The following is a 13,861-nucleotide window of genomic DNA, read 5'->3' as shown; positions in this document are numbered from 1 at the left end:
CCCCACCGGCCGCGTGGTGGTCCGGTTCGACCGTGGTCATGTTCGACCGTGGTCGTGCTCGACCGTGGCCGTGCGCGCTCGGCCACCCGCGGGCGGCGCGCGCTACGGCGCCGGGCCGCCGGTCATCGGCCGGGCCATGCCCGGGATCAGCCCGATCCGCTGCTGGACCTCGTCCGCCCAGGCCTTGATCTGGCCGTCGTCCCAGCTCAGCCGACCTTCGGCGATGTCGTCGACGACGCCGGCGACCCAGCGGTACTCGGCCTCGAGCATGGTCAGCTGGTACTCGGTCTCGATGAGGAACAGCCGGGGCAACCGGAACCGGTCGTTCAGGCCGTCGGTCACCGACCGGATCGCGGCGATGCTCTTGCCCAGCGCGACCAGCCGGGCGGTCAGCTCGATCCGCGCGTCCGCGGCGGACAGCAGCGGCAGGAACGACAGGGCGGCCGGGAACTCGGCGTACTCGTTGCGGACCTCGCGGAGCATGCCGGTCAGCCACAGCTCGGCGGTCTCCCGGCCGTCCTCGGTGATGCGGTACACGGTGCGCTCCGGACGCCGGCCGGCGCGTTCGGTCTCGGCCGGCTCGATGAGCCCGGCCGCCGCCAGCCGCTCCACCGCCGGGTACAGCGACCCGCGCTGCACCCGGACCACGGTGTCCTTGCCGCGGGCCTGCATCACCCGCTGCATCTCGTACGGGTGCATCGGCGCCTCGGCCAGCAGCACCAGCACCATCAGCGTCAGCGGGCTCGGCCGGAGAGTCCGCGTCCGCCCCTGATTAGTCATGGTCTGACTATCTACCCGCTGACTGGGTGGCGTCAAGATCCGGCACCGATGACGTCGCGACGACGTCACACTTTCCGGCCCACCGCCCAGCGGGATCGGACCAGCATCTGCCCGGCCGACGTGGGAGGCTCTTGGGTGCTCGTTCCGTCGTATTTCAGGGAGCCCTGACATGACCTCACCCCTGCCCGATCCCACCAGCTGGCTGACCGATCTGATCAAGACCCAGCAGCCGATGGTGCTGTGGCCGGTGGGCGACGTCGCCAACACCTCCGCGGCGGTGACCGCCGCCGCGGCCCCCTGGACCCAGGCCGTCGCCCAGATGACCCAGTGGCAGATGGACGCCATGAAGGCGTTCTGGGCGCCGTTCCTGGGCGCGGCCGACCAGGGCGACGGCATCAAGGACCGCCGGTTCAGCGACGAGGCCTGGACCAAGGACCCGCGCTACGAGCTGGTCGCCAAGACCTATCTGGCCCAGACCGACCTGGCCCAGAAGGCCCTCGCGGCGGCGCCCATCGACGAGCGCTCCAAGGCCCAGTGGAGCTTCGCGCTGCGGCAGGTCGCCGACGCGCTCAGCCCGGCGAACACCCTGCTGACCAACCCCGAGGCGCTCCAGCTGGCCATGGAGACCGGCGGCGCGAGCCTGGCCGAGGGCATGAAGCTGTTCACCGAGGACCTGGCCAAGGGCCGCATCTCGATGACCGACGAGAAGGCGTTCGAAGTCGGCGTCAACGTCTGCACGACGCCCGGGAGCGTGGTCCTGCAGAACGAGCTCATCCAGCTCATCCAGTACACGCCGACCACCGAGAACGTCTTCAAGCGGCCGCTGCTGATCGTGCCGCCGTGCATCAACAAGTACTACATCCTGGACCTGCAGCCGGCGAACTCGTTCGTCGGCCACGCGGTCGAGCAGGGCCACACCGTGTTCCTGGTGTCCTGGCGCAACGCCGGGCCGTCCCAGGAGAAGGTGACCTGGGACGACTATCTGGAGCAGGGCGTCCTGACCGCGATCGACGCCGCGCTCAAGATCAGCAAGGCCGACAAGATCAACGCCCTCGGCTTCTGCATCGGCGGCACCCTGATCTCCAGCGCGCTCGCGGTGCTGGCCGCCCGCGGCGAGAGCCCGGTCGCCAGCCTGACCCTGCTGACCACCCTGCTGGACTTCGCCGACACCGGCGAGATCGGCCTGCTGGTCACCAAGGAGGGCGTGGCCGCCCGCGAGTCCGCGATCGGCAACGGCGGCCTGCTCAAGGGCAGCGAGCTGGCCCAGGTGTTCGCCGCCCTCCGCGCCAACGACCTGATCTGGCCGTACGTGGTCAAGGGCTACCTCAAGGGCCAGGCGCCGCCCGCGTTCGACCTGCTCTACTGGAACAGCGACGACACCAACCTGCCCGGCCCGATGTTCTGCTACTACATCCGCAACACCTACCTGGAGAACAAACTGCGCGAACCGGGCGCGCTGACCATGCTCGGCGAGAAGGTCGACCTGGGCGCCCTGGACATCCCGGTGTTCGTCTACGCCTCCAAGGAGGACCACATCGTCCCGTGGACCTCGGCGTACGAGAGCACGCAGCTGCTGCGCAACGCCACGTTCGTGCTCGGCGCCAGCGGGCACATCGCCGGCGTCATCAACCCGCCGGCCAAGATGAAGCGCAACTTCTGGACCGCGCCGGACGGCGGCGGGACGCCGGCCGACCCGAACGCCTGGTTCGAGGCCGCCGAGAAGGTCCCGGGCAGCTGGTGGCCGACCTGGTACGAGTGGCTGGCCCCGCACGGCGGCTCCGAGGTCAAGGCCCGCACCAAGCTCGGCAGCGCGCAGTTCGCGCCGCTCGAGGAGGCCCCGGGCAGCTACGTCAAGCAGAAGGCACCGTGATCGACCCGCGCTGATCGACCCGCACTGATCGACCCGCACTGATCGACCCGGGCCGATCGACATGACGGCGCACATCCGGGCGCGGTGACGCCCCCGGAGGTGCGCCGTCCGCGTTCGTCCGGTCACACTCGGGATCTTTTCGGCGGCGCCCGGCGCTATACCTGAGGACGCGCGGTACGACGGTCCGCCGAACGCCGCAACAAAATGTAGATGCACTGCTTGACCGACCGCGCAGTGCTTGGTAGACTACGCAGGACGATCGGAACGGAAGAGAGTTTCTCTCCCGCGTCCGGCCCCCCGACAACCGAAAGGAACCTGACATGTCCGACTTCGCCAAGCAGGCTCAGGAAGCCGCCGAGCAGTACCTGGCCGCGATCCAGAAGATCCAGGACGCCTCGCTGGACGCCATCTCCCGCGTGACCTCCGCGATCCCGGATGCCGCCAAGGACGCCGCCAAGAACGTCCCGTCGCTGCCGACCCCCGAGGGCCTGCCGACCGTCGAAGAGGTCTCCTCGATCTACTTCGATTTCACCGAGAAGCTCGTCGCCAACCAGAAGGCGTACACCGAGAAGTTCCTGACCGCGGTCAAGCCGCAGGTCTGACTCGTCTGACGGCCGCCGGCGGGGAACGCACCCCCGCCGCCGGCCGCGAGTCGCCGTGACGCCCGGTCCGGGCCCCGTCAGGGGTTCCGGCCGGGCGTTTGCGCATTTCCGGCCGGGGACGCCGACGGGATCGGCCGCCCGGCGCTCGCCCGGCTCAGAGCACGGCCATGCCCTGCACCGGGGACGAGGCCTGGGCGTGCCGGCGCTGCGGGATCCGGCCCGCCCGGCGGGCCGCCCGACCACCGAGCACGGCGTGCCGCATGGCCGCCGCCATCAGCGCCGGATCCTGGGCCCGGGTGACCGCGGTGGCCAGCAGCACCGCGTCGCAGCCCAGCTCCATGGCCAGCGCCGCGTCGGACGCGGTGCCGATCCCGGCGTCCAGCACCACCGGCACCGTCGCCTCGCTCACGATCAGCTCGATGTTGTGCGGGTTGGTGATACCCAGCCCGGTGCCGATCGGCGCCCCCAACGGCATGACGGCGGCGCACCCGGCCTGCTGCAGCCGGCGGGCCAGGATCGGGTCGTCGTTGGTGTACGGCAGGACGACGAAGCCCCTGGCCACCAGCTGCTCGGCCGCGTCCAGCAGTTCCACCGCATCCGGCAGCAGGGTGAACTCGTCGGCGACCACCTCGAGCTTGACCCAGTTCGTCTCCAGCGCCTCCCGGGCCAGTTCGGCGGTGAGAACCGCCTCGCGGGCGGTGCGGCAGCCGGCCGTGTTCGGCAGGATCCGCACCCCGTGCCGGTCGAGCACGTCCAGCAGCGACCCCTCCGCGGCCACGCCGTGCCGGCGCATCGACACGGTGCACAGCGCCGTCCCGGACGCGGCGATGGTCTCCTCGACGACGGCCATGCTGGCCGCCCCGCCGGTGCCCAGCAGCAGCCGGGAGGCCAGCTCGACCCCGGCCACCACGAACGGATCGGCCGGGCCGACCGGGGGCGACGACGGTTCGCGCACGGTGCTCATCCGCCCTGCACCGCCGTCACGATCTCCACGACGCTGCCGTCCCGCAGGGCGGTCTGCGGCCAGAGCGAGCGGGGCACCACGTCGCCGTCCAGGGCGGCCGCGCCGCCCCGGCCGCCACCGGTCTCCCCGGTGACCAGACCCTGCAGGGTCGTGCCGACCGCGACGTCGCGTGGCCGGCCGTTCACCACCACGTTCATCGGACCTCCTGGGGGGCGCGGCGCTCCGGCTGGAACGCGTCGAGTGCGGGCGGCAGGTCGCCGTCCGCGAGCAGGGCGGCCACCCCGTCACCGGTGATCGGGGTGAGCAGCACACCGTTGCGGTAGTGACCGGTCGCGACGACCAGCCCGTCGATCCCGGTCCGCCCGATCAGCGGGGCGTTGTCCGGCGAGCCCGGGCGGAGGCCGGTGCTGACCTCGACCAGCTCGGCCTCCGAGACCGCCGGCAGCAGGGACTGGGCGTCCCGCAGCAGCTCGTACACCGCCCCGGCGCGGGGCGTGCAGTCGAACCCGGCCTCCTCGCTGGAGGCGCCGATGACCAGCTCGGCGGTGCCGGACCGCCCGCCGCGCGCGGGCCCGACGCCGGGCCGGGCCGGTGCGGCGCCGTCGCCGGACGCCGGCCCGTCCGGGTCGCGGGGAACCAGGTAGACCGGCGCACCTTTGACCGTGCCGCGCAGGATCAGCGGCGGCATCGTCTCGACCGCCATCCGCAACCGCACCGTCTGGCCCTTCACCGGATGCACCCGGGGACGCGCCCCCTCCGGCAGGCCGGCGATCCGGCCGGAGTGCGCACCGGCGGCCAGCACGACGGTGCCGGCGGCGAGGGCGGTCCCGTCGGCTAGCGTGACGCCGTTGACCCGGTCGCCGGCCAGGTCGATCCGGGCGACCGGGGCGTCGATCAGTGCGGCCCCGGATCCGGCGACGGCCGCCAGCAGAGCCCCGTGCAGCCGGCGGTTGTCGACCTGGTGGTCCTCGGGGGCGAGCAGGCCACCCGGCAGACCCGGGGCGATCCCCGGCACGAGAGCACGCAGCTCTCGCCCGGTCAGGGTCTGCACCGGTTGGCCGAGCGTGGCGGCGAACCCGGCCAGATCCCGCAGGGCCGCCAGGTCGGCCGCGTCCCAGGCGGCGACGACCGTGCCCGACCGGCGGTAGCCGATCGACCGGCCGGTCACCTCCTGCAGCTCGGCGGCGAACGAGGGGTACCGGGCGGCGGAGGCCAGATTCAGGGCGAGCAGTGACTGCTCGCCGTAATGCAGCTCGGTGACCGGAGCGAGCATCCCGGCGGCGGTGCGCGAGGCGCCGGAGCCCGGCGCCGGGTCGACGACCGTGACCGACAGACCACGCTGCCGGCAGCGCCAGGCGATCGCCAACCCGATCACGCCGGCGCCGATCACCAGCACGTCGGCGGCCGGACGGCGACGTTCCGTCGGCTCCATCGGTACCCCTTCCGTCGGCGGGCTGCCCGGACGGGCAGGGGTACCGTCCGGCACCGACTCGTCCGGCCCGGGGAAGGGGCAAACTCCCTACGCCGGCATGATCCGGTTCAGGTCGGACGGTCGGCGGCTGGCAGCCACCCTCTCAGCCCGATCCATCGGGCTCCCGCGTGCACCGCCGACCCTACGGCACGCGGCGCCCCGGTGGAACGGGGCGGCAACCCCGGTGCAACCGGACGGCCCGGGTCGCGATGCGGACACCGGATCACCGGCCGCGTGCCGGACGCGGGTGGCCGGACGCGGTCGACGCGGGTGGCCGAACGCGGGTGGTTCGGGGTCGGCCGGGGCGGGCCCCACCCGCGCCGACTTGCCACCTTCGGCCCCGATCCGGCCCCGGGGCGGGCCCGGCCGGCGCCGACTTGCCACGTTCGGCCCCGATCCGGCCGAATCCAGGGCGCAACCTGGCAAGTCGACCGGGTATCGGCGCGGACCGGAACCCGGACCATCGGCGCAGCCCAGGCGGGGCCCCACCCGCGCCGACTCGCCACCTTTGGCCCCGATCCGGCCCGATCCAGGGCACAACCTGGCAAGTCGACCGGGCATCGGCGCGGCCCGGAACCCCGGTCCCGGGGAGACCCGGACCGGTGAACCGCGGGGGTCCCGGACCGCTCACCCGCGCCGGGTGGTGCGACCGGTCTGCCACCCGGGGCCCCGTAGGGTTCCGCCGGTGACCGAGCAGCAGCATCCCCGCCTCGTCGATCCCCAGCCCGGCGCGCCCCGGCCCGTCGACCCCCGGACCGGCGCGCCCCGCCCCGGCGACCCACGCGCGGCCCTGGCGCGGGCCCGGCTGTACCTGTGCACCGACTCCCGCGCCCGGCAGGGCGACCTGGCAGACTTCCTGGACGCCGTGCTGAGCAACGGCGTGGACATCGTGCAACTGCGGGAGAAGGGGTTGGAGGCCCGCGACGAACTGCGCCTGCTGGAGGTATTCGCCGACGCCGCGGCCCGGCACGGCGCGCTCTGGGCGGTCAACGACCGGGCCGACGTGGCGCTGGCGTCCGGGGCGCCGATCCTCCATCTGGGCCAGGACGACCTCCCGGTGCCGCAGGCCCGGCGGATCGTCGGCGACGAGGTGCTGATCGGCCGGTCGACCCACGACCCGGCGCAGGCCGACGCCGCCCGCGGCGAACCGGGTGTCGACTATTACTGCACCGGCCCGACGTGGACCACCCCGACCAAGCCGGGCCGGCCGGCGGCCGGGTTGTCGCTGCTGGACCACGCCGCCGCGCATCAGGACCGGCGGCCGTGGTTCGCCATCGGCGGCATCGAAAGCCTGAACCGGCTCGACGAGGTCATCGCCCGGGGCGCCCGACGGGTCGTCGTCGTGCGGATGATCACCGAGGCGGAGGACCCCGGCGCGGCCGCCCGGGCCGCCGCCGACCGGCTGGCGTCGACCGGTGACACGTGGGCATGAGGGCATGACGGCCTCAGGACAGGCTGACCGGCGCCGGCCCACCGCTCCTCCCGCGCGGATCAAGTCGGCGACTTCCGTCCCACCCGTCACATTCGGGGGTTGTTGATCCGCGCCGGCGTTGTTGATCCGCGCGGTCAGCGCTCGTTGACGACCTCGGCCAACCGGCGGGCGCGGCGGGAGGTGAAGACCTGCTCCAGGCTCAGCGGGGCGCCGTCGGGGCCGGTCAGCGGCACCCGCCAGTTCGGGTACTCGTCGACGGTGCCGGGCTGGTTCTGGGTGCGCCGGTCCCCCACGAGGTCGGTCAGGCTGACGCTGATCAGCCGGGACGGCGTCCAGGTCAGGTAGCGGTGCAGGGCGTGGATGGTCGCCTCCAGCTCCAGACCGGCAGGGTCGGGCGCGTTCGGGTCGAGCGTGTCCGCGACCGCCGTCGCGGTCGCGGCGGTCAGCGCTCCGCGCACCCGAAGTTCGTCGATCCAGGCGGCGCGCTCCGCGTCGTCGGCGGCGAGCTCCTCGTCCAGGCTGCGGGTCAGCAGGCCGAGGGAGTCGCGCAGCCGGACGTGATCGCCGGCCAGGTAGCCGGCGGTCGGCGGGAGGTCGTGGGTGGTCACCGAGGCCAGGCAGTACTCCCGCCACCACTCGGGCCGCAGCGGCCGGCCGTCCCCCTCGAACTCGAACTCGAACCACAGGATCGAGGTGCCCAGGATGCCGCGCTCGGCGAGGTACTCGCGCACCCAGGGCTCGACCGTGCCCAGGTCCTCGCCCACGACGACGGCGCCGGCCCGGACCGCCTCCAGCGCGAGGATGCCCACCATCGCCTCATGGTCGTAGCGGACGTACGTGCCCTCGGTCGGGCCGAGCCCCTCCGGGATCCACCAGAGCCGGAACAGCCCGATGATGTGGTCGACGCGGACGCCGCCGCCGGACCGCAGCACGGTCCGGACCATGTCGCGGAACGGCGCGTACTCCTGCTCGGCCAGCCGGTCGGGACGCCAGGGCGGCTGGGCCCAGTCCTGCCCGGCCTGGTTGAAGGCGTCCGGCGGCGCCCCGACCGTCATCCCGGCGGCGAACACGTCCTGCAGGCTCCACGAGTCGGAACCCTCCGGGTGCACCCCGACCGCGAGGTCGTGCATGACGCCCATCGACATGCCGGCCCGCCGGGCCGCGTTCTGCGCGTCCGACAGCTGCTCGTCCACCACCCACTGCGACCAGCGGTAGAAGTCCACGTCCTGCTCGTGGGCGGCCCGGAAGGCCGCGACCGCGGGCGACTCCGGATGCTGCAGCTCGGCCGGCCAGGTGTGCCAGTCGTCGCCATGCCGGTCGGTCAGGGCGCACCAGGTCGCGTAGTTGTCCAGCCCGGCGCCCTCCCGTTCCCGGTAGGCGGCGTAGGCCAGCTCCCGGCCGGCCGTCCGCGGAACCGCATGCACCAGCCGCAGGGCCGCCGACTTCGCGGCCCAGGCCCGGTCGCGATCGATCGCATCCAGCCCGTCGAGGTCGGCCTGCAGGGCGGCGCGCAGCTGCTCCGCCCGGGCCCGGTCGGCGGCCGGCAGGTCGACGTACTCCGGGATCCGTTCCACCCGCAGGTAGATGGGGTTCTGGAAGCGCCGGGTGGTGGGCAGGTAGGGCGACGGCTCCATCCGCCCGGACGGCTCGGCCGCGTGCAGCGGGTTGACCAGGACGAAGTCGGCGCCCAGCCCGGACGATCCCCACACGGCGAGGTCGGCCAGGTCGGTGATGTCGCCGACGCCCCAGGAGCCGGCCGAGCGCACGCTGTAGAGCTGGGTGGCGATGCCCCAGCTGCGCCCGGCCATGCGCTCCGGGATGCCGACCCAGCCCGGGGTCACGATCAGCGCGCAGGACGCCTCGTCGCCGTCCGACCAGGCCATCAGCCGGTGGTAGCCGGTGGGCAGGTCGTCGGGGATGCGGAAGGTGGCCTCGCCAACCAGGCGCTCCCCGGACGGTCCCGCGACGAGCCGCGGTGGCGCCCAGTTGTCCTCCTGCCGCAGGTTGCTGCGCTGGCCGCCGTTCTCCAGCTCGATCCAGACGGCGACGTCCTGCCCGTCGCGCACGTGCACGTCGACCGTCGGCCCCCAGCCCGCGCGGATGACCAGGGTCGGCGGCAGCATTTGGGTCCAGGGAGCGAGGTCGGCGTCGCGCAACGCCCGCTCGGCCGCCTCGGGCGTGCCCGCGTCGACCCCGAGCGCGGTGAGCACCCGGGCGATCGTCTCGTCCGGCACCGTCACGTGCCGGCCGCGCCAGTCCCAGAATTCCGTCGCGATCCGGTGCGTCTGGGCCAGCCGGTGCAGCGATTCGTGCAGGTCCATCGGCGGCAATCCTCTACCTCGCTCGGGAACCGGGATGCGACAGATCACATCACGGCCGCCCATCCGGTGCGCGACCCGGGACGTCTGTCAAGAGCTGCCCGCGCCGGCCGGCCCGGGCCACTCCCCTTCGGCGAACCGCCATCGAATCGCCGTCGAACCGTCACCAAGACAGAGGACGCCCGTCATGCCCACCACCGCGCGCCGCCTCGTGGACGCCGGCCTGGCCCGCCTGCGCCTGCGCGGTCGCCCGGCCGCCGCCCGCGCGCTGCGCCTGACAGGGGCCGCCGTCGCCGCCTTCGTCGTCGCCCTGGTCCTGTTCCCGGGGACCACGCCGATCCTGGCCCCGCTGACCGCGCTGCTGGTCGTCGAGATCACCCTCAAGGACAGCCTGACCAGCGGCCTGCAGCGGATCGTCAGCGTCGGCGCCGGGGTGCTGCTGGCGGTGCTGTTCTCCAGCGTCGTCGGGCTCACCTGGTGGTCGCTCGGCGTGCTGGTCGCGGTGTCGATCCTGGTCGGCCAGCTGCTGCGGCTGGGCCCGCACATGCTCGAGGTGCCGATCAGCGGGATGCTGGTGCTGGCCGTGGGTGGGGCGCAGGCCGCGGCCCTGGACCGGATCGCCGAGACGCTGATCGGCGTGGCCGTCGGGTTGGCCGTGAACCTGGCGTTCCCGCCGGGGATCGGTGACGAGTCCGCCGCCCGCGCCGTCCACCGCTTCGCCGGCCGGCTCGCGCGGCTGCTGCGGACGGCGTCGGCCGAGCTGGCCGAGCCGATCGGCGAGCAGCAGGCGCTGCGCTGGATGGACGACGCCCGGCGGCTGTCGCGCAACGTTCCCGAGATCGACCAGGCGCTCCGGCAGGCCGCGGCCGGCCGGCGGCTCAACGCCCGCGCCCTGGTCGAGCCGGACACCGGCGGGAGCCTGCGCGCCGAGCTGGACGCGTTGGAGCACACCACGGTGACCGTGCGCAGCATGTTCCGGTCCATCCTGGACGGTGTGCGCGACCGCCCGACGGTCGACCCGGCCCGCGGCGAGGACCTGCGCCTGGTGTTCGCCGCCCTGCTCGCCGACGTCGCGGCCAGCATCGAGGCCTTCGGCGAGCTGGCCCGGCACGAGGGCACCGCGGACGTCGAGCACACCGAACGCGCCCTGGCCGTCGCGCTGGAGCGGCTCCGGGAGGCCAGGGACCGGGCGGACGACCTGCGGATGATGGACACCGGCGCCGACGGCGCGCAGAACGGGTGGGAACTGAGCGAACCCGTCCGTGAGGCGGTCGAACGGGTGCTGCGGGACCTGGACGTGCTGGGCCAGGCGCGGCGGCCGCGGCCGGCCCGGCCGAACCCGCTGGCCGAGTCGCTGCAGATCATCCGGCACGCCGGGCACCTGCTGCACCCGCCGCGGACCGGCCGCCGGCCGGCCGACCCGCGTGATCGACGGCCACTGCCGGCGGACCAGACCGGCCCGCACCGGCTCCCGCTCGGCCGGCCCGCCGGTCACCGCGCCGGCCGGCCGATCCGCGACGATTCGCCGCTGGACACCGGCCGCATGCGGGCGGTGTCGCGTCCGGGTGGCCGGGCCAGTTCCGGACCGGGCGGGCGGGGCTGACCGCCGGAGTCTCGCGGCCGGCACCGGCCACTCCGTGCGGAACATCCGCCGCACCGCGCACCGCTCGCCCGGACGAGGCTCGGCAGACCCGTCGGATCCCCGCAGACCGTCGAACCCGCGCGGACATGACGATCGATCAGCCGGTGCTCCGGGCCGGTTCGTCCAGGGGCAGGATCCGCCCGACGCCTCCGTCGAGGTAGGTGGCCAGGTTGGCCGCCGCGTCCCGGTAGGCGGCGTCGTCGTCCCAGCGCCGTTGCGCGGTGAAGAAGGCCGCCTCCGTCGCCGACGACCCGTCCTCGCCCAGGCGGCGCACGTAGCGGCGGCCGAGCCGGAAGATGCCGCGGCGGGAGTCGGTCAGGGGCGCGTCCAGCCGCGGGTCGGAGCCGATCCATTTCTCGAGGGCGCGTTCCCGGGCACCCCCCGTGCCCGGCGGCCGCGTCCGGAACAGCAGGCCGTGCTCGGCGGCCCGGCCGGCCAGCCAGTTGAGCGCGATGTCCGACAGGCCGGTGTCGGGATAGCCGCCGCCGACGTTGCTGTGCACGCCGCTGAACCAGACCTGCTCGACCTGCTGGGTCGCCGGGGCGGTGCGCGAGGGCTGCCAGAGCGTCGGCCGGAAGGCCCGCCGCCGCTCGTCGATCGCCAGCGCGTGGAACGCCGCCTCGATCGTGCTGCTCAGCTGCGTGTCGTGGAACTGCGCGCGCCGGTTCACCTTGTTGAGCAGGCGCAGGCCGCCGAGCGGGATGCCCAGGGCCCCGACGGTGTCCCACACCCCCACGAACCGGATCCGCGGGCTGACCGAGTACTCGGCCCGGAAGGCGACCGCCCGGTCACCGTCGGGTCGCAGGTCCGCCGACCGCCGATCCCGGTAGATCGCCATGGCCCGCCGGTAGGTCCGTTCGTCGCGGAACGCCGGCCGGAGCACCCCGACGTTGCGGATCATGCCGGCCGTGCTGCGCGCGGTGTAGGCGCCGCGACTGAACCCCAACAGGTAGATCCGGTCGCCGTCCGCGTAGTTCTCGACGACGAACCGGTAGGCCTCCATCACCCGGGCCGACAGCCCCAGGCCGAACGCGCCGCCGAGGAACCGGTCCAGCACGCCCGGGTCGGTGCCCACGCCGGGGACGTAGCGCACGATCTGCTCGGGCCCGTCGACGGCGGCCGTCCGGACCTTCTCCACGTTGGTCGGGCAGGTCTGGTCCGCCCGGTTCCACGTCCCGTCACACAGCACCACGATGTTCTTGGGCACCCGCCCAGGGTCCCGCATCGGACATTTCGGCGAAACCGCAATATCGTCGCAGCGACGGCGCAGCGCCCACGGACGCCCGGTTCGCACCCGGCTGAGGGACCCGTCACATCGATTTCCCATGAACCCACCGCCGAACCGGAATGCGCGTCCCTCCGAAGCGGTTGGTGGAAGAGTCAACGAATCCCCGGAAGGTTCCTTCATGTCTGTCGGCGTGCGCGCCAGCCGGATCCCGGCCTCGCTCATCATGCTGCTCGGCGCGCTGACCGCGATCGGGCCGTTCACCATCGACCTCTACCTGGCCGCCTTCCCCCAGATCACCGCCGACCTGACCACCGACCCCGCGGCGGTCCAGCTGACCATCACGGCCACCCTGGCCGGGCTCGCGCTGGGTCAGCTGGTCATCGGCTCCGTCTCGGACGCGATCGGGCGCCGCCTGCCGCTGCTGGTGGCCCTGGGTCTCTACGTCGTCGCCTCCGCCGCCATCGTGTTCGTCGGCTCGGTGGAGATGCTGACCGCCCTGCGCTTCCTGCAGGGATTCACCGCGGCGGCCGGCATGGTGCTCTCGACCGCGATCATCCGCGACCGGTTCGAGGGCATCCAGGTCGGCAAGGCGCTGGCCCGGATGATGCTGGTGGTCGGGGTCGCTCCGAGCATCGCCCCGATCATCGGCGCCCAGGTCCTGGCCTGGAGCACCTGGCGGACGATGTTCGCCGCCCTCGCCGCCGTCGGCGCCGTCCTGTTCGTGCTGGCCGCGGTGTTCCTCCGGGAATCACTGCCCGTCGAGCGGCGGCGGTCGGGCGGCCTGGCCGCCGCCGGCCGCTCGTACGCGTCGCTGCTGCGGGACCCGGTGTTCATCGGGCTGGCGCTGGTGGGCGGGTTCTCCTTCGCCGGCATCTTCACCTACGTCTCGTCGGCGACCTTCGTCTTCCAGGAGGGCTTCGGCCTGACCACCGGGCAGTTCGCCCTGATCTTCGCGACCGGGGCGGTCGGGGTGACCGCCGGTACGCAGATCAACGGCGCGCTGCTCGGCCGCGTCCGACCCGAGCGGATCCTGCTGGCCGGGGTGTCGTTCGCGGCGGTGGTCGCCGCGGTCATGCTGCTCGTCGCGCTGCTCGGCCTGGGCCCGTGGGCGCTGGCCGGCACGCTGATCTTCACGCTGCTCACCGCCGGGCTGCTGCTGCCCGCCGTCCCGGTGATCGCGCTCGCCCACAACGCCCACCGGGCGGGCAGCGCGGCCGCCCTGCTCGGTGCGGTCCAGTTCGCCGTCGGCGCCGGCATCGCCCCCATCTCCGGCCTGTTCGACGCGGCGTCGCCGGTGGCCATGGCCGCCGTCATCCTGGCCTCCGCCCTGGTCACGCTGGTCCTGGTGATCGCGCTGCGCCGCCCCCTGGCGGCGGCCGCGGCCCGGCCGGCGGACCGGGAGACGGTGCTGGCGGCCGCCGAGGCGGTCACCCCGCACTGACCGCGGGGCCGGGCTCGGTCCGGCCGGGTGAGCCACCCTCGTTGGCCGAGCCTGCGAGGCCACCATCGAGCACGGGAGGGGTGGCCTGAGTGAATGCGGCGACGGAGGAGCCG

The 13,861-nt window shown here is 73.8% G+C and carries 11 protein-coding genes and 1 riboswitch; of the genes, 5 read left to right on the top strand and 6 right to left on the bottom strand.

Annotation, left to right across the window (positions count from 1 at the left end; translation table 11 throughout):
* Window positions 1–102 precede the first annotated feature (102 nt).
* Window positions 103–780, bottom strand: a complete 678-nt coding sequence (locus tag ACOJUF_RS20380) for a PadR family transcriptional regulator (protein ID WP_420123645.1) — start codon at window positions 778–780, stop codon at window positions 103–105.
* A 169-nt stretch (window positions 781–949) separates the two neighbouring features.
* Here ACOJUF_RS20380 and ACOJUF_RS20375 point away from each other — a divergent pair, with 169 nt between their 5' ends.
* Together ACOJUF_RS20375 and ACOJUF_RS20370 are read left to right on the top strand one after the other, a co-directional pair.
* A complete protein-coding gene (locus tag ACOJUF_RS20375) occupies window positions 950–2,650 on the top strand; it encodes a PHA/PHB synthase family protein (protein WP_420123644.1) in 1,701 nt (566 codons plus the stop codon).
* Window positions 2,651–2,970: 320 nt separating this feature from the next.
* Window positions 2,971–3,252 (top strand): hypothetical protein, encoded by a 282-nt coding sequence (locus ACOJUF_RS20370; RefSeq protein ID WP_420123643.1) that lies wholly within the window; start codon window positions 2,971–2,973, stop codon window positions 3,250–3,252.
* A 154-nt stretch (window positions 3,253–3,406) separates the two neighbouring features.
* Here ACOJUF_RS20370 and ACOJUF_RS20365 read toward each other — a convergent pair whose 3' ends face one another.
* The 3 genes from ACOJUF_RS20365 to ACOJUF_RS20355 are packed head-to-tail and all read right to left on the bottom strand — an operon-like array spanning window position 3,407 to window position 5,648.
* Window positions 3,407–4,216: a thiazole synthase gene (locus ACOJUF_RS20365; RefSeq protein WP_420123642.1), complete on the bottom strand. Its 810-nt coding sequence runs from the start codon at window positions 4,214–4,216 to the stop codon at window positions 3,407–3,409.
* Window positions 4,213–4,413, bottom strand: a complete 201-nt coding sequence (gene thiS / locus ACOJUF_RS20360) for a sulfur carrier protein ThiS (RefSeq protein WP_420123641.1) — start codon at window positions 4,411–4,413, stop codon at window positions 4,213–4,215. The genes ACOJUF_RS20365 and thiS overlap by 4 nt, the downstream gene beginning before the upstream one ends.
* Window positions 4,410–5,648: an FAD-dependent oxidoreductase gene (locus ACOJUF_RS20355; RefSeq protein WP_420123640.1), complete on the bottom strand. Its 1,239-nt coding sequence runs from the start codon at window positions 5,646–5,648 to the stop codon at window positions 4,410–4,412. Before ACOJUF_RS20355 ends, thiS begins: the two co-directional genes overlap by 4 nt.
* Window positions 5,649–5,715: 67 nt before the next feature.
* A riboswitch (TPP riboswitch) is annotated at window positions 5,716–5,825 on the bottom strand.
* Window positions 5,826–6,477: 652 nt separating this feature from the next.
* On the opposite strand from ACOJUF_RS20355, the gene thiE reads away from it, so the two are divergent.
* On the top strand, window positions 6,478–7,119 hold the full coding sequence (thiE, locus tag ACOJUF_RS20350; RefSeq protein WP_420123646.1) for a thiamine phosphate synthase: 642 nt from the start codon (window positions 6,478–6,480) through the stop codon (window positions 7,117–7,119).
* A gap of 134 nt (window positions 7,120–7,253) precedes the next feature.
* On the opposite strand, the gene malQ is transcribed toward thiE, so the two are convergent.
* Window positions 7,254–9,440 carry a 4-alpha-glucanotransferase gene (gene malQ / locus ACOJUF_RS20345; protein WP_420123639.1) on the bottom strand — a complete coding sequence of 729 codons (2,187 nt, stop codon included), beginning with the start codon at window positions 9,438–9,440 and terminating at the stop codon, window positions 7,254–7,256.
* A 184-nt stretch (window positions 9,441–9,624) separates the two neighbouring features.
* Here malQ and ACOJUF_RS20340 point away from each other — a divergent pair, with 184 nt between their 5' ends.
* Window positions 9,625–11,040 carry an aromatic acid exporter family protein gene (locus tag ACOJUF_RS20340; RefSeq protein WP_420123638.1) on the top strand — a complete coding sequence of 472 codons (1,416 nt, stop codon included), beginning with the start codon at window positions 9,625–9,627 and terminating at the stop codon, window positions 11,038–11,040.
* A 136-nt stretch (window positions 11,041–11,176) separates the two neighbouring features.
* Here ACOJUF_RS20340 and ACOJUF_RS20335 read toward each other — a convergent pair whose 3' ends face one another.
* Window positions 11,177–12,286 carry a DUF2235 domain-containing protein gene (locus ACOJUF_RS20335; RefSeq protein ID WP_420123637.1) on the bottom strand — a complete coding sequence of 370 codons (1,110 nt, stop codon included), beginning with the start codon at window positions 12,284–12,286 and terminating at the stop codon, window positions 11,177–11,179.
* Between the two features lie 199 nt (window positions 12,287–12,485).
* Between ACOJUF_RS20335 and ACOJUF_RS20330 the strand changes: the two genes are divergently transcribed.
* Window positions 12,486–13,748: a multidrug effflux MFS transporter gene (locus ACOJUF_RS20330; RefSeq protein WP_420123636.1), complete on the top strand. Its 1,263-nt coding sequence runs from the start codon at window positions 12,486–12,488 to the stop codon at window positions 13,746–13,748.
* Window positions 13,749–13,861 lie beyond the last annotated feature (113 nt).

Source organism: Nakamurella sp. (assembly GCF_048594475.1).
Taxonomy (GTDB): domain Bacteria; phylum Actinomycetota; class Actinomycetes; order Mycobacteriales; family Nakamurellaceae; genus Nakamurella.
Note: the sequence above shows the minus strand (reverse complement) of the source record. Positions and strands in the feature narration are given on the sequence as shown.

Bases quoted from the DNA above. Each gene is read 5' to 3' on its own strand.
- ACOJUF_RS20380 (WP_420123645.1), bottom strand. From the start codon at position 780: ATGACTAATCAGGGGCGGACGCGGACTCTCCGGCCGAGCCCGCTGACG.
- ACOJUF_RS20375 (WP_420123644.1), top strand. From the start codon at position 950: ATGACCTCACCCCTGCCCGATCCCACCAGCTGGCTGACCGATCTGATC.
- ACOJUF_RS20370 (WP_420123643.1), top strand. From the start codon at position 2,971: ATGTCCGACTTCGCCAAGCAGGCTCAGGAAGCCGCCGAGCAGTACCTG.
- ACOJUF_RS20365 (WP_420123642.1), bottom strand. From the start codon at position 4,216: ATGAGCACCGTGCGCGAACCGTCGTCGCCCCCGGTCGGCCCGGCCGAT.
- thiS (WP_420123641.1), bottom strand. From the start codon at position 4,413: ATGAACGTGGTGGTGAACGGCCGGCCACGCGACGTCGCGGTCGGCACG.
- ACOJUF_RS20355 (WP_420123640.1), bottom strand. From the start codon at position 5,648: ATGGAGCCGACGGAACGTCGCCGTCCGGCCGCCGACGTGCTGGTGATC.
- malQ (WP_420123639.1), bottom strand. From the start codon at position 9,440: ATGGACCTGCACGAATCGCTGCACCGGCTGGCCCAGACGCACCGGATC.
- ACOJUF_RS20340 (WP_420123638.1), top strand. From the start codon at position 9,625: ATGCCCACCACCGCGCGCCGCCTCGTGGACGCCGGCCTGGCCCGCCTG.
- ACOJUF_RS20330 (WP_420123636.1), top strand. From the start codon at position 12,486: ATGTCTGTCGGCGTGCGCGCCAGCCGGATCCCGGCCTCGCTCATCATG.